Annotated in this window: 21 protein-coding genes; 13 read left to right on the plus strand and 8 right to left on the minus strand. The window is 37.1% G+C overall.

Features of this window, described 5'->3' with window-relative positions:
• The first annotated feature begins 4 nt into the window (after positions 1-4).
• Positions 5-1,573, plus strand: coding sequence for a hypothetical protein (locus B2W36_RS18405; protein WP_293889124.1), 1,569 nt, complete (start codon positions 5-7; stop codon positions 1,571-1,573).
• A 429-nt stretch (positions 1,574-2,002) separates the two neighbouring features.
• Here the strand turns inward: B2W36_RS18405 and B2W36_RS18410 are convergent, their stop codons facing one another.
• A complete protein-coding gene (locus B2W36_RS18410) occupies positions 2,003-2,794 on the minus strand; it encodes an SDR family oxidoreductase (protein ID WP_293889126.1) in 792 nt (263 codons plus the stop codon).
• A 48-nt stretch (positions 2,795-2,842) separates the two neighbouring features.
• Between B2W36_RS18410 and B2W36_RS18415 the strand changes: the two genes are divergently transcribed.
• Positions 2,843-3,202 (plus strand): winged helix-turn-helix transcriptional regulator, encoded by a 360-nt coding sequence (locus B2W36_RS18415; protein ID WP_293889128.1) that lies wholly within the window; start codon positions 2,843-2,845, stop codon positions 3,200-3,202.
• A gap of 315 nt (positions 3,203-3,517) precedes the next feature.
• Here the strand turns inward: B2W36_RS18415 and B2W36_RS18420 are convergent, their stop codons facing one another.
• Complete coding sequence (locus tag B2W36_RS18420) at positions 3,518-3,862, minus strand: hypothetical protein (RefSeq protein ID WP_293889130.1); 345 nt, start codon at positions 3,860-3,862, stop codon at positions 3,518-3,520.
• 269 nt (positions 3,863-4,131) lie between these two features.
• Here B2W36_RS18420 and B2W36_RS18425 point away from each other — a divergent pair, with 269 nt between their 5' ends.
• Entirely contained in the window at positions 4,132-5,130 is a 999-nt protein-coding gene (locus B2W36_RS18425) for an SDR family oxidoreductase (RefSeq protein ID WP_293889132.1), read from the plus strand.
• Positions 5,131-5,375: 245 nt separating this feature from the next.
• A complete protein-coding gene (locus B2W36_RS18430; protein WP_293889133.1) occupies positions 5,376-5,987 on the plus strand; it encodes an alpha-ketoglutarate-dependent dioxygenase AlkB family protein in 612 nt (203 codons plus the stop codon).
• A gap of 79 nt (positions 5,988-6,066) precedes the next feature.
• Here B2W36_RS18430 and B2W36_RS18435 read toward each other — a convergent pair whose 3' ends face one another.
• Entirely contained in the window at positions 6,067-6,822 is a 756-nt protein-coding gene (locus tag B2W36_RS18435; RefSeq protein ID WP_293889135.1) for an immunity 22 family protein, read from the minus strand.
• A 51-nt stretch (positions 6,823-6,873) separates the two neighbouring features.
• A complete protein-coding gene (locus tag B2W36_RS18440) occupies positions 6,874-7,476 on the minus strand; it encodes a DUF6624 domain-containing protein (RefSeq protein ID WP_293889137.1) in 603 nt (200 codons plus the stop codon).
• Between the two features lie 372 nt (positions 7,477-7,848).
• On the opposite strand from B2W36_RS18440, the gene B2W36_RS18445 reads away from it, so the two are divergent.
• From B2W36_RS18445 to B2W36_RS18470, 6 genes are all read left to right on the plus strand, one after another.
• Complete coding sequence (locus B2W36_RS18445; protein ID WP_293889139.1) at positions 7,849-8,262, plus strand: hypothetical protein; 414 nt, start codon at positions 7,849-7,851, stop codon at positions 8,260-8,262.
• 218 nt (positions 8,263-8,480) lie between these two features.
• Positions 8,481-9,146 (plus strand): DJ-1/PfpI family protein, encoded by a 666-nt coding sequence (locus B2W36_RS18450; RefSeq protein ID WP_293889141.1) that lies wholly within the window; start codon positions 8,481-8,483, stop codon positions 9,144-9,146.
• 151 nt (positions 9,147-9,297) lie between these two features.
• Positions 9,298-9,870 carry a dihydrofolate reductase family protein gene (locus B2W36_RS18455; RefSeq protein WP_293889143.1) on the plus strand — a complete coding sequence of 191 codons (573 nt, stop codon included), beginning with the start codon at positions 9,298-9,300 and terminating at the stop codon, positions 9,868-9,870.
• 530 nt (positions 9,871-10,400) lie between these two features.
• Positions 10,401-10,748: a hypothetical protein gene (locus B2W36_RS18460; RefSeq protein ID WP_293889144.1), complete on the plus strand. Its 348-nt coding sequence runs from the start codon at positions 10,401-10,403 to the stop codon at positions 10,746-10,748.
• Positions 10,724-10,963 carry a hypothetical protein gene (locus tag B2W36_RS18465; RefSeq protein WP_293889145.1) on the plus strand — a complete coding sequence of 80 codons (240 nt, stop codon included), beginning with the start codon at positions 10,724-10,726 and terminating at the stop codon, positions 10,961-10,963. The genes B2W36_RS18460 and B2W36_RS18465 overlap by 25 nt, the downstream gene beginning before the upstream one ends.
• A 46-nt stretch (positions 10,964-11,009) precedes the next feature.
• Positions 11,010-11,573 (plus strand): hypothetical protein, encoded by a 564-nt coding sequence (locus B2W36_RS18470; protein ID WP_293889147.1) that lies wholly within the window; start codon positions 11,010-11,012, stop codon positions 11,571-11,573.
• 33 nt (positions 11,574-11,606) lie between these two features.
• Here B2W36_RS18470 and B2W36_RS18475 read toward each other — a convergent pair whose 3' ends face one another.
• Positions 11,607-11,807 carry a YdeI/OmpD-associated family protein gene (locus B2W36_RS18475; protein WP_349678863.1) on the minus strand — a complete coding sequence of 67 codons (201 nt, stop codon included), beginning with the start codon at positions 11,805-11,807 and terminating at the stop codon, positions 11,607-11,609.
• 254 nt (positions 11,808-12,061) lie between these two features.
• Positions 12,062-13,117, minus strand: a complete 1,056-nt coding sequence (locus B2W36_RS18480) for a saccharopine dehydrogenase NADP-binding domain-containing protein (protein ID WP_293889148.1) — start codon at positions 13,115-13,117, stop codon at positions 12,062-12,064.
• 732 nt (positions 13,118-13,849) lie between these two features.
• On the opposite strand from B2W36_RS18480, the gene B2W36_RS18485 reads away from it, so the two are divergent.
• The 3 genes from B2W36_RS18485 (at position 13,850) to B2W36_RS18495 (ending at position 17,090) form a co-directional block, all read left to right on the plus strand.
• Complete coding sequence (locus B2W36_RS18485) at positions 13,850-14,713, plus strand: SDR family oxidoreductase (RefSeq protein ID WP_293889150.1); 864 nt, start codon at positions 13,850-13,852, stop codon at positions 14,711-14,713.
• 340 nt (positions 14,714-15,053) lie between these two features.
• Positions 15,054-15,656, plus strand: coding sequence for a DUF421 domain-containing protein (locus B2W36_RS18490; protein WP_293889152.1), 603 nt, complete (start codon positions 15,054-15,056; stop codon positions 15,654-15,656).
• A gap of 513 nt (positions 15,657-16,169) precedes the next feature.
• Positions 16,170-17,090 carry a hypothetical protein gene (locus tag B2W36_RS18495; RefSeq protein ID WP_293889154.1) on the plus strand — a complete coding sequence of 307 codons (921 nt, stop codon included), beginning with the start codon at positions 16,170-16,172 and terminating at the stop codon, positions 17,088-17,090.
• Between the two features lie 425 nt (positions 17,091-17,515).
• On the opposite strand, the gene B2W36_RS18500 is transcribed toward B2W36_RS18495, so the two are convergent.
• On the minus strand, positions 17,516-17,818 hold the full coding sequence (locus B2W36_RS18500) for a GNAT family N-acetyltransferase (RefSeq protein WP_293889166.1): 303 nt from the start codon (positions 17,816-17,818) through the stop codon (positions 17,516-17,518).
• A 460-nt stretch (positions 17,819-18,278) separates the two neighbouring features.
• Complete coding sequence (locus B2W36_RS18505) at positions 18,279-19,112, minus strand: hypothetical protein (protein ID WP_293889156.1); 834 nt, start codon at positions 19,110-19,112, stop codon at positions 18,279-18,281.
• Positions 19,113-19,233 lie beyond the last annotated feature (121 nt).

A 19,233-nucleotide genomic window follows, 5' to 3' on the forward strand; every position in this document is an offset into this window, starting at 1 on the left:
TATTATGAAAAGAAATTTTAAACATAAAATAGTTATTGGTTCTGGCGTATTAGTTTTCTGTTTTTTGCTGAATTCATGTAAAAAGGAACAGTCCAACCAAATTCATGAGGGCGATGCGGTAAAGGTAATTTTTGATTCCAAAATCAATAGTTTCAATACTAATTCAGCTATTGCAACCAAAGCAACAACTTCGAAAGCAGCCAGTGCAGAGAATCGTTATTCTGTAAATGTTGATGATAAATATTCGATTGAGTGTGTTTTATCGGAAACTTCTAGCGGTCTTATGGCAAAAGCGCAATCAGCAAGTACGAATTTAGTTGCTCAAGTTGGACGATCGGCTGTAGAAATTGGTACGCTATATTCGGTAACATACTATGATAAGGATGGCAAATATGTAGGATTTAACCGATACAAAGTCGGAGATACTACCCCTACGTCTGGCAGTGAATACAAATTTAATGCTGGTGAGAAATATACCTTTATATTTCAGAGTAACAATACCAAACTTTATACGGTTGCTTTGCCACCTTCCACCGAAGATCTTGATAAGGCTGTGGTAGGTAGGCTACTGACACAAAGCGGTGGACAGAATTTAGATCAGATGTACACTCGAATAGATAAAGTTTTGAATTACGGGACCAATTATATTGATGTGTTGTTCGAACATTTGTTTTGCGAAATCACTGTTAGTTTAGATTCTAAGAATGTTGGAAACATCAATGCAATTGGTAGCTGGAACGCATCTTCCCATTATAGTGGACTTTCTTTAAAAGTGAGTGACGCGAGTTTAACTTATAAAGCTGAAGATTTAATTTCACAAGGTTATCCCATCAATATGACAATTGATGGAACAAGACAATACGCACAATCATCACCCTTTATTCTGGCAGCGCCTGACGGTCTTGGAAATATAAAAATCAGTGGTATTAATGTTGGCGGAGAAGTAAAAGACTTGACTATTCCTAATGTTCCGTTAACAAGAGGAAAGTCCTACAAGTTAAGTCTCACGCTCAAAAAGAATTCTACTGTAATAAACGGATTGGAATGGGCACCGGGAAACTTGTCAGAGATCAATGGTGCTTATTCCTTTGCACCTAATCTAGAATTGGGGACAGCATTTGGTTGGCAAAGCCTTAAGAGCGGAGAGGCATATGCTTACAATCCTGTAGGAGATCCTTGCTCAAAGGTAACGGCAAATGGCGGCGGATGGAGAACGCCTAGTCATGCGGATTTTCAGGCACTAAGCATAGGGTCGACTAAAAGTTTGGTCACAGAAAATGGTCGGCGGGGCGTTCGGATTTCTAATGGTAATGCTGTTGTTATATTGCCAAAGACTCCAAATTTGTACTGGAATGGTGCTAGCACGCCTTCTAGTACGCTTTGGAATCGAACAAAAGCTCCGATTACTATTTCAGACTCAGGTTTTTATTGGGCATCAAGTTCTAGAAATTATAATGGAGTTAATCATGGCAATCAATGGAGTTTTAGTGAGACTTCGGGCGGCTTTGATACAGGATTTCGTACTAGTCCAAGCTACGTGAGATGTGTTAAAGGCACTGTAGCTGCAAATTAATTTTGACCCTCTTTGTAAGCTTAAAGCGGGTATAAATTACCTGGATTTAAAATAGGGATTCGTTAACAATTTCGTTTAATTAAATCAAGAAAAAGCCATTATTGTTTTCGATAATGGTTTTTTTTATGCTAACCTCATCTCAGGGTTTCGAACTCTTGCTGGATGTTTTACGCTTTTCAGCGGTAATGAAGTCTTTAATTGAATCGACTAGCAAAATGGTGTGCTAAATTTCTTTAGATATCGCATGCAGATAGGGCGGTGTTTGAAACGCTCTAATCATATTCGAGATGGCTTAGGCCCAGAAAGATTTCATCGTGATAAATTGTCTTTTTAGGTATTTAGTTCTGCCGTAAGTCACTCGTAAATGATGTTCGTATACTTAAACGCCAAGGTCAAATTCGCTTTGTGTTTTACTGAGTTAGATTATTACTAAATGGTCGGTAATGTTTCGCCGTCAATTACATATTCAGTTCCTGTTAGATAGCTAGCTCTTGGTGAAACGAGGAAGCCGACAAGTTCAGCTACCTCTGCAGGTTCAGCAGGTCTTCCGAAAGGAATTCCCCCCAATGCATCCATTACGCCCTGTTGCGCTTCCTCGACAGTGCTATTTGAGTTTCTGGCAATTTCACCTAGCCAGGCTTCGGATGTTGCGGTGTTGATCCACCCAGGGGAATCTGTTAGGACACGAATGCCTTTGGGCGTAACTTCGTTCGATAAGCTTTTGCTATAGTTTCTCAATCCAGCCTTTGCCGCTGCGTATGGTAACGTTGAATCATATAAGGGTAATTTGCCCTGAATAGAAGAAATGTGAATAATTACACCGTTTCTGCGTTCGATCATCTGTGGTAAAAAGCTCCTGTCGAGACGAATCGGTGCCAAAAAGTTAATCTGTATGGTCGATTCCCAATCTTCATCGCTGAGGGCAGCGAAACCTCCTGCAGGGGTAGATGATCCACCGAGATTATTTATCAGAATGTCTAGCCTTCCATAGTTTGCAAGCACCGCGCTCACTAATTTTTGGGTTCCCTCTGCCGTGCTCAGATCAGACGTAATGTAATGCAGATTACTATTTTCTTTTTCAGGAGCGTTTCTCGCGGTAATGATAACTGTTGCTCCGGCCTGTAATAGTCTTTCTGCAATTGCCCTTCCAGTTCCTTTTGTACCCCCAGTTACCAGGGCAATCTTGTTGGATAACTCATTGTTGAATTTAAACTGTTCCATTTTTTATCCCCTATTGTACAAATGGGTTCATACGTTTAATTTTGAAATATGTATGAAAGAAAAGTAATTCCAAATCTGAACTGTGGCCTTGACTTGATAGGTGAAGTGCTTTATGGCAAATGGAAAATCCGTTTGCTGTGGTTTATCAACCAAGGATATAAAAGACCCAGTGAATTGCTGCGTAAAATACCGGATGCTTCTCGACGGGTCCTTAACCTCCAGCTAAAAGAACTGGAGGATCATGAGCTTATCACCAAGAAAATATATCCTGTCGTTCCACCGAAAGTTGAATATTCGCTTACCGATTTCGGGATAAGTTTGATTCCTGTAATTTCCGCGCTGGGTTACTGGGGGGATCCAAACGATGAAAGACTGAGAAGGTTAATCTTAAGGAGACTTTCAAGTTAAGTGAAGAAATATCAAACTTAGGGCAAGAGGCTCATAGTATTTACTTCAATATAATTTATGGGGCGAGATAGACCAGTCACTGAGGATTATGTACTTTCATGCCACTGTTTTCACGTTCTTTGAACGAGCTGAAGATAAAAATAATTTAAGGTCTAATATCCATTGACTGACCAATTGATGGTTTGTTTTCAGCATTTTCCTCTTATACATTGGGCGTCGTCCTTTGATCTGATCGCTAAGAACAAACGGATTATTTGTTACATCAATCCGTTTGCTATAGCATCCCACACGTTGATTATTAAATGGTTCCTTCCTCTACATCTGATGGCTCTGTTGGCGGTTGAAGGGGAGCCCTTCTGCATCATTTGCCTCTTCATCTTCAGCGATAGTTTCATCGTCGAGTTCACTTTCATCCTCAAAACCACTTTCTTCTTGGATATCCAGATCATCTTCTTCGGCGATGGTTTCATCGTCAAATTCACTTTCATCCTCAAAATCAATTTCTTCTTGAATACCGAGATCATCCTCTGCTGGGATTTCTGGATCTTCATCGGATTCATTTTTAAAAAGATCTTGATCAGGATCCTGTTGTGAGATGATCGCAAATGCAATGATAGGCATACCTTGATGCTGATCTTGCGTTATTTTTTTTCTGTTCATGTTACACATATTTTATTTGTAGGACACCGGATATTCGACAATTGTTGATTGATTAACTACGCTATAAATGCCGCTTTATACGTGAAATTTCATTTCTACGTAGATTACATTTTTCAATGGACCAACGTGTTTCTACTTTTTGTGACCGATTTATGCGTGAATTAACGCATCCATCAGCTATGATCGAACGAAAGTACTGTGATCGCTGTTAATTTTTAAAAAATTTGCTCACACGACACTGAGTCGATCATTAAAAATTTATAGAGAAAATGGAAAATTCAACAAAAATGGATAGACGCAAGGCTCTGGGAACAATAGGAACTAGTGTATTAGCTTTAGGACTGGTGGGAGGATGGCGGCCAGCTGAAGCTCAGCAAGGTGGAAATGCTAATTTACAGAATCCAAACGACAAATATCCTAAACCGCCTTTTCAAAAGCAACTCCAGTCCTGGCCCGGATTGAGCAGTAAAATGAAGCCAAGACCCGACCATGGCGAAGAATCATATAAAGGAAGTGGGAGGTTGAATGGGCGAAAAGCCTTAATTACCGGCGGCGATTCTGGAATTGGGCGAGCTGCCGCAATCGCCTATGCACGCGAGGGAGCCGATGTTGCTATTAATTATCTACCGGATGAGGAGGTTGATGCCAAAGAAGTTGTCGCATTAATTAAAGCTGCAGGGCGAAAGGCGGTAGCAATTCCGGGTGACCTTCGGGAAGAAAAGTTCTGTACGCGTCTGATAGAGGAGGCGGCCCAGCAGTTGGGTGGTTTGGATATTTTGGTCAATAACGCTGCGCGACAGCAGACAAAACCTTCTATATTGGATATTACGACCGAAGAATTTGATGCGACCATGAAGACTAATATCTATGCCCCATTTTGGCTTATTAAAGCTGCTCTACCGCATTTGAAGCCCGGTTCAGTTATTATAGGAACAACCTCAGTACAGGCGACAGATCCATCGGAAGATCTTTACGATTACGCGCAGACAAAAGCTGCTACAACAAACTATATACGGTCTCTGGCGAAACAGTTAGGACCTAAGGGTATTCGCGTGAATGGCGTAGCTCCGGGACCTATTTGGACACCGCTACAAGTAAGTGGCGGTGCGACACAGGAAAAGCTGGTGAATTTTGGAGGCGACACGCCCATGGGAAGACCCGGACAACCGGCGGAACTAGCATCGATCTATGTTCAGCTTGCCGCATCAGATGCCAGTTACGCTAATGGACAGATTTATGGAGCTGCTGGAGGAGGAGGGCAACCTTAAGCTGATCCGCAAGCTGATCAGCGCTACTACGGGATCATCTGTTTTATCAAATATCTATCTAAGTGTTTTCTATGTGTTGCAATCGGTGAGAAGCTGATTGCAACTCCTTTTAAATATACACTTATTAAACATACACCTGGCCCGCCACTATTATAATCGACACACCTTATTTAGGATAAATTGTTCTTCCCTGAAAGGCCGTTGGAGAGAATGGGCCCATTGATATACCTTTAAATAATTGGAACATGGATCAGCTTAGCTTATTTGAAAACGAAGGATATCATTTTCCGGAAGAGCTCTTAGACTTCGAAGCGGATTTTCTTACACAAAAAGAAGCTGACGATTTGTTTGATCTACTGCTCAAGGAGGTCAGTTGGCAGCAGACATCGAAGACAATGTACCATCGAACGCTATTGACCCCTAGGTTAACGGCTTGGTATGGCGATAAAAATACAAGTTACCAGCTCGCTGGAAAAACGATCGCTGTAAATCAATGGCTTGAACCTTTGGAAGCGTTGAAGGAGAAGATCGAACAGCGCTTCAATTATCGATTCAATTCTGTATTGCTTAATTTATATCGCGACAACAGTGATTCGGTGGCCTGGCACCGTGATAGAGATAGCGAACTGGGACATAGGCCTGTAATTGGATCGATAAGTCTGGGACAGGCACGCTTTTTCGATTTTAGGAAGGTTGACGATCATAGTAAAAAGTATTCCTTGTTGTTAAATCATGGTTCCCTTTTGCTGATGAAAGGCGATTTGCAGGAAACTTGGGAACATCGCGTCGCAAAATCCACGCAAAAAATGAAAGCTCGTATCAACTTGACTTTTCGCTTAATCGGCGATGTATATTAGGTTTTTTAATTAGCCGAATTTCAGATGTATAAATATTTATATAGCGAGTTCTATAGTTGTCTTAGTTATCTATTTTAATTTACCCATTGTCAAATTTTCCGATATAAGCCATACCTAGCGTTTCTGCAACTTCTTTACCGTCTATGTCGATTGTGCCATTTACTACAATTTCAAGTATGGAATGGGTGGTGATCATTTTCAGCTCATCAACTTTGAGAATCATCTTTTCGGCAATATTATAATCCTCGATCTTTAGCATCAGTATCTCGTCAAGGTTTCCGCTTTTTGAAGAATGGTGATAATTCAGTTTTATACTATCTTTTTTATCCAGCCCCGTTTGTTGAATAATATTTTTTTTATTGATTTTATTATGTCCAATCCATAAATAATGTACCTGTTGGTCTGATGCAGTCTGATAGGAAAGCTGAGTTAAGTTCCCGATATAATGTATCTTTTTAGAGCGAGAGGCATCTTTCACATCTAGGTTATTATCTTCTAGCGTTATAATAGCATTCCAATCAATAAGACCGTGCTGTCTTAATCGTACTTCTAGTTCGTTTTGGTCTATGCAAATATCATCTGCAACGATTTTGGAATTAACAGGGTTATCGTAATATTTAATCATCATGAGATCTTCATCATACGTATCCAAATAAATTTCCTTGCAGAAATCACAGCGCAACTGCGGATTAGGTTCTGCATCGTGCTCTTTGTCACCTGTTGGAGGTTCGTTGTCATAAGCAGACCATGCTTCTAGGTAATCTTTTTGATCCAGATATTTCTTAAATTCTTTCTCTGTTTTAAACTTTCCGAGCCATATATGTAGTTTTTTCATCTTGTTGTGTAATTTTAAGATCTGAATAAGTTTTTAATAGCATCCCTTTATTTACTTTGTCCATCCTACACTTTTCTTCCACTCTTCCATTTCTCGTTTTCTCTTTTCTAAGTCTTTAGGTGGAGACTGCTTTTCACGCAGTGCCTGTATCCTTATCACTTCAGTTTGCTCTTCAACCGTGTTTAGGCCGATTGACTTTCGTCGTTTATTTACTTTGATCGCATCATCTACTGTATGAGGACTTAGATTTCCGTTTTCGTCCCAATCAAACTGAGTCCCGTAACGTTGTGGCTGATCTTGAAATACAGCTATTCGGTCTGTTAGATAAGCTAAATTTCTAGGATCGGCTTTATTATTTTTTACAGCTGTCTTCAATAGTTCGGCACTTCTCTTCATGAATTCTGGTTGTTCAATTGAGTGCTGTATAATTAACCAGGAGGCGTCGCTAGCTTCTTTTCCTACTTTTTCTGCTGTAGGATAACCGATGGTATTCATGATTTTGTCTAAAATCTGAGCATTTTTATTGTGTAAGATCTTCATTTCTTCATTATATCCATCGCCTAGTTTACCCTCATTAATAAGCTTATCCCTTAATGCTAAGTCTGCATTTTTCAGATCAATTATTTTTTTTGCAATGTCTTTATATTGCATCATAAGTGCTTTTTCGTAAAGAAATGTTGTGATTAAAAATTCTAAGCATACTCACCGTGGTAATATACAACTCATTCACTCGGAAACACTTTTTACTACAATTAGATTTAAATTACCGGGTTCATAATCCTTTCCCCAAATTTAATGTGTAATTGTTGTATTGTCAATACGTGTTTAATGTCTGCTACTCGCGCTTTTTTTTAAGATTCCGATTTACCACATTTATTGGATTCTTTGGAGCCCTAGCGAGTTAAGTATTCTCTTTGGATTGAACTTTCAGCAGACCTTTTTGTTTTGTATTTTTATGAACGCAAGGCTGATATCGCTTCAGTATTTAAGGATATATTGGTTAGTAGTGATTAAATGAATAAGATTATGATAAAGATCAAGTTATGTGTTTTAATTTTCTGTTATGCGTATTTTTTCGCTCACAGCAATTGTAGTGCTCAGCGTACCAAGAGCAATCATGAGACAGGAATTCAACGTATCAAAGGCAATTGGTTCGACAAAAAAAATAAAAGGCATCTATCGATCCATCATGAACGCGGACAGGAGTATTTTACCATTAACGACTGGTATGACATCGGCAAGGGTAGGGAACCAATGATTGATGCCTATAAAGCATGGCCGAGAGGGAATAAATTGATTATGCTTCAAAGTACTACAGATCTGAGAGCCCCCTATGCAGAGATTCTGCCTTCCGGGAAGTTTCTTTTGTATCGTACAAAGAAGATGAATGATGAAAATGGACCTTTTATAGACAGCGCTTTCTTTTCTAGGTACAAATAATTGATGTTCTAGCGTTCTATTTATACCCCTAAGATTGAGAGAACGATGAATTTATAGGTATTTTATTTAGATTTTTTTGGCGGCAACTGTTGGGAAACTTATGTATTTATTTTTTTTGCCTATTTAAAATTGCGCAATCCGTATTTTTACGCGTTAAAATTAACAGAAATAGCATATGAATCGGATCGGGGAGTTAGGCGCCATTATCGTAAGTATAAATGTTCTTATTGACTATTGGCAAGGGTTCTTTAAATAAATCTATATTTTGTACTTTAGTTAAAGTAACTAGATTGAATAGAGTGCAAAAAAGGATAAACGTTGGTATTTTAATTTTTGATGATGTTGAAGTTTTAGATTTTGCAGGACCTTATGAAGTTTTTTCTATAGCCGAGAGTACAGCCTCACAGAAATTGTTTAATGTATTCACAATTGCTGCATGTAAAAATCCCATTTTCGCAAGAAATGGACTTCAAGTCATTCCAACTTTTACATTTAACGACGATATAAATATTGATATATTAGTTGTTCCGGGCGGCTATGGAGCTGAAACCATCCAATATAAGAATGAAAAGTTAATAAATTGGATCATTGAAAAAGATAAGAATACTATTATCACAGCTTCTGTCTGCACTGGCGCAATTATTTTAGCTGAAACGAAGCTGCTAGACAACAAAAAGGCGACTACACACTGGATGGATTTAGAGCGACTACGCAAAGACTATCCATTGATTGATGTTGTCGATCAAAAATTTGTTGAGGCTGGTAAAATAGTAACTTCGGGCGGTATTTCAGCTGGAATTAATATGTCATTGTATATCATCCAAAAGCTATTCGGAATTGAAATTTCGGATAATACGGCTAAGAGGATGGATTATGATATTTGAATTATCTAAAAACAGTATTGGAATATTATCCGTTTTCAGAAAGCTTTGTCCTCAATCCGAAATTTGAAGCAATGCCGCTGTTTGATGGATATTGTTTTTGAATGTGGCTATTTTGATCATTCGCAGCTCAGTTTCTACACAATATCGATCCTTGCGTAAACGTAAATTTGAAAAAACTTTAGAACTCAAAACAAATGCGAAAATTTCCCTTTTCATTGCAATGAGCTTGGATGGCTACATTGCAAAATCTAACGATGACTTGAGCTTTTTAAAATTAGTGGAAAAAGAAGGAGAAGACTATGGATACGCTGAATTTATGTCTCAAATTGACACCATAATTGTAGGAAGAAAAACTTACGACTATGTCGTTCGCGAAATCGGATCATCTCATTACGACAATGGACAGCGAGATGTTTATGTCATCACAAGAACAGAGAAACCACAAGTGGGTAGGACGATTTTCTACACAGGTGACTTAATCGAATTGGTAGCCCAACTAAAATCAGTAGCTGAAAAAAATATCTATTGCGATGGTGGGACGGAAGTAATCAATGCGCTGTTAAAGTGCGGCTTAATAGACGATTTTGTCATCTCCATTATTCCGGTTATTCGGGGTAATGGTACGAGACTTTTTAAAGATGGAAGACCTGAGCAAGCCCTAGAAATTATCGCATCAAAAGCCTTTGATTCTGGATTGGTACAACTACATTATAGGTGTACCTAAAGGGCGACCTGCTGAGAAGTCAATTTAATGACTATCTTACCTTCTTTAAGTATTAAAAACGCTTTTGACATGGCACTCTTCCAGTATATTTTGTCAATTCTCCTGACATGAGCAACATTTTTAAATGTCATTGAATAAGAAGAAAATAAGAGTAATGCATCATCTTAGAGTTGTCCAGTAAATGATATTAATAAAAATTGACAACAAATTGAGACAGAAAGACTGCTGAAATTTTTGTTTTTCACGTATTTTTCTATAATTGTAAAGCTTCATATGAAATCTCCCCATATTTTAGAAAACTTCAGATATCAAGTGAATATTTAAAGCAGGGAGTTCCATTTTGGTATATCGAACATCATTTTGTTAAGGGTTGATGATCCATAAATAATAGCTTATGCTAATAAATGGAAGTAAAATCGTTGATAAACAATTACGATCAAAATAAACCAAAAAGTAAAGCATAAAATATGCTGAAAATGATAACATTTTAACTACAAAGTTGAAAATCAATTAATAAAAAAAATTAAATTATGAAAAAGATGCTTTTCATTTCAGTCTTGTTAATATCCACATCGGTTATTTTTCATGCAAAGGCACAAAAACCAAAAAATAACAATTACGATTTTTTTGATACTGTCGTCAACAATCACAATCAGATCTTTGCGCCTTCAGGTATTCCTTCAGCTATCGAAATGGTGCTAAAGTATTGCAAGACGGTGGATTTTAATTTCTATGACTTGCAACTTAAATGGCAAAATAGAACAGATGGTTCTTTCCGTGACTTTGACAAAAAAAAATACACGGAATTACCTTTTCTCAGAGATTTAATTTGCCTCGGGATGAAAGTTTTCCAATGGACAGTCTTTTTCAAACGATAGATAATGAATTGAAATCTGGTAAAAAGGTAATTATCTCACTTCATGTGGAAACAGGCTGGTCCATTTTTGTGGTCCATAAAAAAACTCCGGATGGTGAGCTAGTTTCATACAGCAAACTAGGTAGCTATACAACGATACTTAGAAATACAAAAGAAATTGTAAAAAAGTCTAATGGAACAGAAATCATGATTTACAACATTTCGTCAAATGAATAGGAAAATATTAGCATGTCTTGTGCTATAATCAAAAATAAGTTAAATTATGAAAAAGATGCTCTCTATTTTAGCTGTGTTCATACACACATCTATTGTTTTTCATTCGAAGGCTCAAACACAAAAAGATGATGATTTTGAGTTTTTTGACACGGTCATAAATAACCATAATCAACTCTTTCAAATGTCGTGCATTCCATCTGCTGTCGAAATGATACTAAAATATCATAAAGTGGTTGATTTTGATTTTTACAATTTACAAAATGAATGGCAGAACAAAGCCGATGGTTCTTTTCGTGATTTTAACAATAGAGAATTATACGGTATTACCTTTTCTCAAAACTTTGTTTTGCCGCGGAATGCAACTTTTCCGATTGACAGCCTTTTTCAAACCATAGAAAATGAGCTGAAGTCCGAAAAAAAAGTGATTATTTCACTTCCGGCAGAAGGTGGCTGGCATATGTTTGTTATATGCAGGCAAACTCCGGATGGAGACTTTGTATCCTATAGCAAACTTGGGAGTCATACACTAATACTTAGAAATACAAAGGAGATTGTGAAAAAGTCTAATGGTACCGAAATCTTGACTTATCGCACTCCTCCGGGACTGTAGCCTTTTAAAATTTTAGAAGAATTATTTGAATGTCTATCGTAAGTGTTTAGGTTTGAGATTTAGTGCAGCACTTTCAACAACTTCCGCTATGCGCTTTTGTCTGGTTTCCGGTTTTCCGACAAGGATAATCCAGCCCAATATTATTTTTCTTGTTGATTTGCTCAAGCTCAGAAAATAATCTTTCGAGCCATGGTGTTTTTCGAATGCGATTTCTAAGTCGTTCGGAATGATCAGTTCTTCTTTTTATAGCTTCCAGTCGAAAGCGTTGTTTCAACTGCCAAATCAGCGCCGGCCTTCATTAATTCTGTGATACTTTCCAACAGAAATCGTCAAGTTGGTACAGCTACGCTTTGTGGATTGAAAGGAGAAATACCTACTGCTATATTGTAGGCATTAGAGCTGTTGAGTGCAAGGTTGGCGCCATAGCCGCCACGTTAAAGTCTGGACATTCTCGTTTGGGGCGGTCGGATCGAAGAGCTTAAAATTCATTAAAGTTTAATTGTAACTGACGGATCATATTTTTTCAGTTTATCTAAAAAAAGTGTTATGTCAGACACTAATTCATGTATATGAAAAACACCACCTCTAATTGGATTATCTAACAATTCACTAACACTTATAACCGTCATATAAGCTGTCATTGAGCTTTCGTTGTGACCTATTAAAATACTTTCATGGTTTTTTCTATCATTGTTTGTCGCGATGGATTTCACCGCAAAAATATTGCTACCTAACGATATGTTTTTAAAAGCAATGAGCATGATATTTTGGACAATGGTATTTTTGAAAATTTTGGTTATCCCAGCTATTCTTAGCCCAGCAATGATATTTGTTAGGAATCGCGAATCAAAAGCAAGTCTTGTCATTACTTGGTTTACTTTGGTTGTTTTGGATAAAATATGCTGATCCGAAAAATTGAACGAATAAAATGTACGTTTGCCTAAGAGATCTGTTTTCTTGGGTTTACTAAAACTTTTTATTCGTGCTTTGACTAAACCAGTTAATAATGTATAGTTGCTGTGGATATTCTCAAAAGTCCATTTGTATGCAGCGTCACCATGCTTTTCGCCAAGTCCTAATAAGATGTACAAATCAACTGCTGTACAATTTGATAGGCTGTTCATGGCATTTTGTGCCAACAAATTACTGATACCCGGTGCTAGTCCAACACTAAGTAAAACCTTCACATTATTTAGAAGAGCCTTTTGATGTAGATTTTGCACTTTTTCAAAAAAAATATTTTCAGCGGTGATATCCATGTAATGTATCCCTCTCGCTATACAATTTTCTATGAACAGCGTATTCTTTTGGTCTACACACATTATTACAAGCTTTACATGCGCTGGAACAGTATTATTTTCTTCGTTTAAAACATCAAATTTTAGCGGTGAAACACGGCCGTTTAATTCTTTGGCTAATCTTTCAGCCTTACCGAAATTCCTTCCTGCAACGATGACTTTGTTCGGAAATAATTCGGACAAATGCATACTAATCATTCCGCCAACAGTACCGTAGCCACCAATTATCAAGATATTTTCGTCCATCAGGTATTATGCTAATATGTGAAAAGCAAAGATCAAGATGAAATAACTAAATAGGTTATATTTTTTTGATGAAAATTTATATGATTTTAGATCTAATTTGTTTCGTTTATTTTTTTGTGAATGCCATTCGTTTGAGACTGGTAAAGAGCGAGCAGTTAAATGCGCATTCATTGTATGTATCCTGAGATCCAACAGGAACTCCAGATCACTTTTTGATGCAGGTCTGTATTTGATATTCAATATCATATGTTTGCAAATTTAAAAATATAAGCTGGAAAACATTGGACGAAAGACTTATACAAATGCATTTGGCAAAAAAATATTTTTTTAAGAGATTTAGTGGAACGAAAAATAGCTCTGAGGAAATATACATTTCTTCACTTTGGATCAGAGGCGTCTTATCCTCACATCCAATGTGCGATGTGTTTGCACCGGAGGGCTGCCGCCCTGTATATAGAAAAGAAATTTTTCCTGCAGCAGGATGGAAGGATAACATGCATACCAAACTTTTTCGTTTAAGTTTTTCATAGATTCCCATACACGTTTTGAAAGTGCCCTTTTTTTCAATGTAAATACCTACCAAACCTTTCAGACTTTGGGGTTGTTCATTTGTTGGATGAGTCGGTAAAAACTCTTTACCTAAGGTTACCGACACTGTAAGGCCTTGACATTTGCACTGACCCTTACAAATTTTGGAAATCAGATATTCTCTGTAATTATTAAAAAAATGGTATGAAAAAAGCAGCAAGTAAAAGGATTAGACCGTTACAAAAGCAAAAGCGACCCGGATTGGAAAGAAATATGACTCCAGTTCCTGACACTTCTCCGTTAGCATATCCTGCAGAAGGAAAATTGAAAAATAAGGTAGCGTTAATAACGGGGGGAGATAGCGGCATAGGCAAAGCTGTAGCTTTGTTATTTGCAAAAGAGGGAGCAGATATTGTCATTGCCTACCTTAATGAGACAAAAGATGCAAAAGAAACCAAGAAAGAGATTGAGTCCTTCTCTAGAAAATGTACGCTAATTAAAGGTGATTTGGGGAAAGAAAATCACTGTAAAAAAGTAATTGAATTTACGATAAAAATGCATAAGAAAGTTGATATTATCGTTAATAACGTGGGGCTTCATTGGGAAACAGAATCAATTGAAAAAATTACCACTGAACAGTTGCAAAAGACTTTTCAGAATAATTTCTTTTCCTATTTCTGGGTCACAAAATATGCCATACCTTATCTTAAAAAGGGGGCAAGCATAATTAACACATCCTCTGTGACTGCGTATCGAGGCAGTCCAAAGTTGATAGATTATTCTGCAACAAAAGGTGCAATAATTTCTTTTACACGAAGCTTGTCAGCAAATCTTATTGATAAAGGAATTAGGGTCAATGCTGTTGCGCCAGGTCCGGTATGGACTCCATTGATAGCATCCTCATTTGACTCTAAAAAGAACTCAGAATTTGGAAGCGACTCGCCAATGAGAAGGGCAGCGATGCCAAATGAAATTGCACCAAGCTTTCTATTTCTAGCGAGCGAAGATTCACATTTTATGAGCGGTCAAGTTTTACACCCTAATGGCGGAGAAGTCGTCAATGGTTAGCCAAGGAATAAATTATATTCGTCAGGTTGTCTATCGGCACGAGTATTCAGCTATCTAAAGTGTTCATCTACTTCAAAGATGGGAACTGAAGGTTTAAAGGCGATGTTTTTTTACATCTTGTAAGCATTGCGCTCATATAAAAGATCCTTGTTCATGTTGTTTTTCTCGAGTGATGAACTATTGCAATCCGAGAAATGTTTAAGGAATAAATGTGATAATCTTGTTGTGATAATCTTGTTAAGATTTAGTTATTTGAGGGGCTATGATTGATATAGACAAAATATTCTCGGACGGAGTGGAAGGCTCATTCCTTGTGGAAATTGCAGCGAGAACGATAATAATGTTTCTTCTGATTTTGATCATACTGAGACTTTCAGGTAGGAGAGGTGTTCGACAGCTAACTGTTTTTGAAGTTGCGATTATTATCAGTCTTGGCTCCGCCGATGGAGATCCGATGTTTCAGGAAGATTTGCCCATTTCCTATTCGGTTGTTGTTTTTATCTGTGTAATTTCAGTCTACAAGGCGATAACTTGGCTCACTTACAAGTCTGAGGTGATCACTCATTTATTAGAGGGTAAAGTTTTACCCATTGTGAAGGACGGAGTATTTCACATAAAACATGAAAATGATGACAATTTTTCGAGAATGGAGTTCTTTTCAGAACTCCGAAATTTAAATGTTGAACATTTGGGTCAGGTTAAGGAAGGGGTTCTAGAGATTGATGGGACATTAAGCGTTTTATTCTATGCTGATGATGACGTCAGATATGGGCTACCATTGTTCCCTTCCTCCTATAAAATGGTCGATGTATCCAATGCTGAAGGACCATTTGCATGTATGTATTGTGGCCATGTTGTGTTTAGTTTTGATAGCGATTCTGAATCCTGTACTAGGTGTCATAGAAAGCAATGGAGTAAAGCCATGAATTCGAGAAGAGTTTAGGGTTGTTAGTTTCTGTAAAAATATTCATTCTCCGCGCAGAAAGCGCTTCTTCGTTCGATAGTAACTTAGCCTTTTTTAGATTACTTTTATCAGTTTCCGCTCTGTCAAGTTGGAAGAAGGGGAGGAATGCAATGAAAACGCTCCCATAATGATCTTCTCCTAATTGTAGATTTGGGTACCGTTAATTGTTCAGTTTCGAAAACTGACGACCATTCAAGTCCGGCAATTCTGGCCCATTGAATATTAAGCAGAAAGTTTCAATGCCCGAAAGATTCACAAAGCATCTATTTTATAATTTTTTGAATGCGTATATTTGAGAGCTATGTACAATAATACCAACACAACTTGACAGTAGTAGAAAATTATAAAACTGAACTCGAGTTAGTTCGACAGAACCCAACGCTCTTGGACAATTATCGCTTTGATAGAGACGCCATAGATTCAAAACACTTTGACCGATTAAGACTCAATATTGCGATTTACAATGATCTTAAACAAACGGACTATGAAATCGTGAAATATCTTTTTGCAGAGGAAAAGGAATGGCGAAAATCTGGGAAAGAAGGTAAAGTTGATAATTTATATTTCTGCGCCTTCATATTGGCACTTTTCAATTCACCTGAAACCGTCTGGTTGTTTTTTGAAGCTAAAAATATCGATTTTGACAGCGGAATTGGATTTGATGGCGAATATTTGGTTTCGGCAGGAATTAAAGAATGCTACCAATATTTAGAAACAGCTGACAACCCAAAGAAAACTGAACTGTTAAAGTATATTGGAGAAACGGAAGAAAGCTGTATTTATTCGCAAGAAGACATTGACGATTGGAAAGAACATAAAAAGTCCTATTTCAAATGTTACAAATTTCCAATTCAAGATGAGCTGTATTTTCTCTATTCGACAAATGAACGAGAACTATTTTTGAAGAAACTACCTGAATGGATCGATCAAGAAAGAGCATGGACTTATAACGAATTAAGTTTATATAGAACATACGCGAATTATGCAGACGACAAGGTTTTAGAAATTGAAGCATTCAAATTGACACTCGAAAAAAATGATAAAGATTTTCTAATCGAAGACTACAATAAACAATTGGCAGAGCTATATGTTGAGATCGGTGAAAATGCTAAAGCTCTTGAAATCCTTGAGAGCATAATAAATGGAACAGATAACAGAAATATTGTACGAGATTGTGTTGAACAACTTTGCAGGATAATTATTCGCACAAACAGCTCATCAGACGAGATAGCTAAGCAATCATATCATATTATAAAAGTTGAACATAAAAAATACAGCAGCTTTTTTCCAATGGTAGACGGTTTAATTAAGAACGTTACAGAAATAATGGGAGAGGGAAAAATGACTGCGCATAACAACAACTTGCCAAAAGCGGGGCGGAAGTGGTGGCAAAGGCTTTTTGGCTCTGAATAAACTAAAGTAGTCAAGACTTAGTGTGAGAGTTGCAGTAAATTAATAATCTTATTGGCATTCTTTAATTTTGGGTGTACCTAGCGAAGGTAGATTACAATTAGTATTTGTTTTTAAGGGAATTCAAGAGCGGTTCGCCGTCGGAAGCCTTCTTTGGTCGCAAACATCTATAAACAAGGCTGGCACATCGAAGTCTTCTTCAATCCTCTATAGCAACGCTTAAAAAGTATCGAAATTAATAAAGTTTCAGTACGTTGTTTCCGTTCAAATCTCTATTTAGGCTAATAGTTATGTTCATATATTATTGAGTAATTTTTGTCGTTTTTAAATGCTATTCATTACTCATAAATTTTCGCTCTCTTCAAGATATCAGCAAATGTTGACCGCATAGCTTTTCAGCATCTACATTTGTAATCTTCCCTTAGAGGTTATATCAAATTTTTTTTAAAGTAAATTCGAGAATGGCCTCTTGGGTAATCTATAATTCTACCAAAAACTTGATACCCATTTTTTAGATAGAAATCTTCTGCCTGGAAATCAAAAGTATTCAGCACTGAAACCGTTGCGCCATTATTAATTGCAATATTTTCCATGTGTTTAAGAAGTTTTGAACCCAAACCTTTCTTTCTGTAGTTGTGATGTACCCACAGAATGTTAATTTCAAGCCCGAGGTAACAATCTATTCCACCTAAAATTCCTCCAATTTCCTGGCCATCCTCATTTTTAGCTATAAATTAGAGGGCGTTCCAATCTGGTGAAAGTGCAGGTACTTTTGAGAAGTTAAATCTGTTGATTTCGTTTACAATTGTTTGTGCGCCCTGTCTATCACACGGTTCAATTTTAAAGCTGTAATTACTGGACATAACGTTTGGTTTCTTGAGATATTGATTGAATATAGAACCTATTTTCAGTAATAAAAATCTACAACTGCAAAATAAACTTATTTAAAATATTGTCGAATTTTAAAGACAGATCCTCAGTGTTACTATAAAGCAGACAATGGTTGCTTATCCTAGAAATTGTGGTCGGATGATCAGCATCAACATGGCTTATATAACCTATAGTTTTACCTAATGCCTTAGCTTATTCGGCTTCAATGTCTACTCCAATCGCTTTCTCTGAGTTTTTAATGATAGCGGAAGATGTGACAGGTGTGGACGATCATGGAAGACCTTTTCGACAAACGGCTGATTATTCTCTCTGTAGTAGATATTGAAAAACCTCATCTTTGGAAAGATCCCATTCATATGCTTTTTCTGGGATTTCCGCCAATGGAGTTTGAAGAAGCGGATGGTCAATTTTTATATCGCTTAATCCACTTCTCCTTCTTATCTTTTCAATCAGCCTGATCTCATACGGTATAAAATTGAGTGAAAGTATCTCACTGAATTTGTCTTTGAGATCCAATGAACTATATATATGATGATCACATATTTCCAAAAGCAATTCACTTACTACTTTCTCATTTGGAGAATTCCAATTATCTAAAAACCGTCGGTAAACAATATCGGTGGGTAAAACTGCATACAAGTTCATATTAATTTCATTATTGGTATATAAATCGAATAGAATTGCCATAAACAGATGATGAACTTCTTTTTGTTTATATTTATCCTGTTCTTCTTCAAATAAAAACTGGAAGTATTCTCTTGATAGTTCTGTCAGATCTGTCATATTCCAAAGAAGCGACAACCCCATTATACAGCCGACCGTTCGTGGAGTAACTTCTTTGTAGTGAAATAGCGTTTGCAAAATATGCCCTTGCCATAAAAGATGGCGGGTAATGTATTTCCAACCATCTTTTTTACCATTCAGTATCAAATGTTTAGGGTAATCCCCCGCGTGAAAACCGATGCCTAGCGTCAGATTTCTTGCAATGGTTTCTTGATACCCTTCTTTTATGTCATCTTGTATGCTTTGTTTAATGAGCTCAAAATACTGCTCTAGCATTTGCTGGTCTATACCATCTCTTTTGGTTTTCTCAATTTGCTTTTTAAACGCTTTTATTAATTGATTACGTAACATAATGTGGGATGTATATCCATAAATTCTCCTGGCTAATATTGACAATTTGGTAAAGCTGTAGCGATATTAATTATATCGCATGTTCACCTCGACAAGGCAACTTTTGTATCTAATTTAGTGT

Origin of the sequence: Sphingobacterium sp. UBA3549, from assembly GCF_002376635.1 — a bacterium.
In the GTDB taxonomy this organism is placed as follows: Bacteria; Bacteroidota; Bacteroidia; order Sphingobacteriales; family Sphingobacteriaceae; genus Sphingobacterium.

Coding starts and splice junctions, on each gene's coding strand:
- B2W36_RS18460 (WP_293889144.1), top strand. CDS start 10,401: ATGAAAAAGATGCTTTTCATTTCAGTCTTGTTAATATCCACATCGGTT.
- B2W36_RS18480 (WP_293889148.1), bottom strand. CDS start 13,117: ATGGACGAAAATATCTTGATAATTGGTGGCTACGGTACTGTTGGCGGA.
- B2W36_RS18425 (WP_293889132.1), top strand. CDS start 4,132: ATGGAAAATTCAACAAAAATGGATAGACGCAAGGCTCTGGGAACAATA.
- B2W36_RS18435 (WP_293889135.1), bottom strand. CDS start 6,822: ATGAAAAAACTACATATATGGCTCGGAAAGTTTAAAACAGAGAAAGAA.
- B2W36_RS18440 (WP_293889137.1), bottom strand. CDS start 7,476: ATGATGCAATATAAAGACATTGCAAAAAAAATAATTGATCTGAAAAAT.
- B2W36_RS18415 (WP_293889128.1), top strand. CDS start 2,843: ATGTATGAAAGAAAAGTAATTCCAAATCTGAACTGTGGCCTTGACTTG.
- B2W36_RS18465 (WP_293889145.1), top strand. CDS start 10,724: ATGGACAGTCTTTTTCAAACGATAGATAATGAATTGAAATCTGGTAAA.
- B2W36_RS18445 (WP_293889139.1), top strand. CDS start 7,849: ATGATAAAGATCAAGTTATGTGTTTTAATTTTCTGTTATGCGTATTTT.
- B2W36_RS18470 (WP_293889147.1), top strand. CDS start 11,010: ATGAAAAAGATGCTCTCTATTTTAGCTGTGTTCATACACACATCTATT.
- B2W36_RS18405 (WP_293889124.1), top strand. CDS start 5: ATGAAAAGAAATTTTAAACATAAAATAGTTATTGGTTCTGGCGTATTA.
- B2W36_RS18410 (WP_293889126.1), bottom strand. CDS start 2,794: ATGGAACAGTTTAAATTCAACAATGAGTTATCCAACAAGATTGCCCTG.
- B2W36_RS18450 (WP_293889141.1), top strand. CDS start 8,481: ATGTTCTTATTGACTATTGGCAAGGGTTCTTTAAATAAATCTATATTT.
- B2W36_RS18420 (WP_293889130.1), bottom strand. CDS start 3,862: ATGAACAGAAAAAAAATAACGCAAGATCAGCATCAAGGTATGCCTATC.
- B2W36_RS18430 (WP_293889133.1), top strand. CDS start 5,376: ATGGATCAGCTTAGCTTATTTGAAAACGAAGGATATCATTTTCCGGAA.
- B2W36_RS18490 (WP_293889152.1), top strand. CDS start 15,054: ATGTTTCTTCTGATTTTGATCATACTGAGACTTTCAGGTAGGAGAGGT.
- B2W36_RS18505 (WP_293889156.1), bottom strand. CDS start 19,112: ATGTTACGTAATCAATTAATAAAAGCGTTTAAAAAGCAAATTGAGAAA.
- B2W36_RS18485 (WP_293889150.1), top strand. CDS start 13,850: ATGAAAAAAGCAGCAAGTAAAAGGATTAGACCGTTACAAAAGCAAAAG.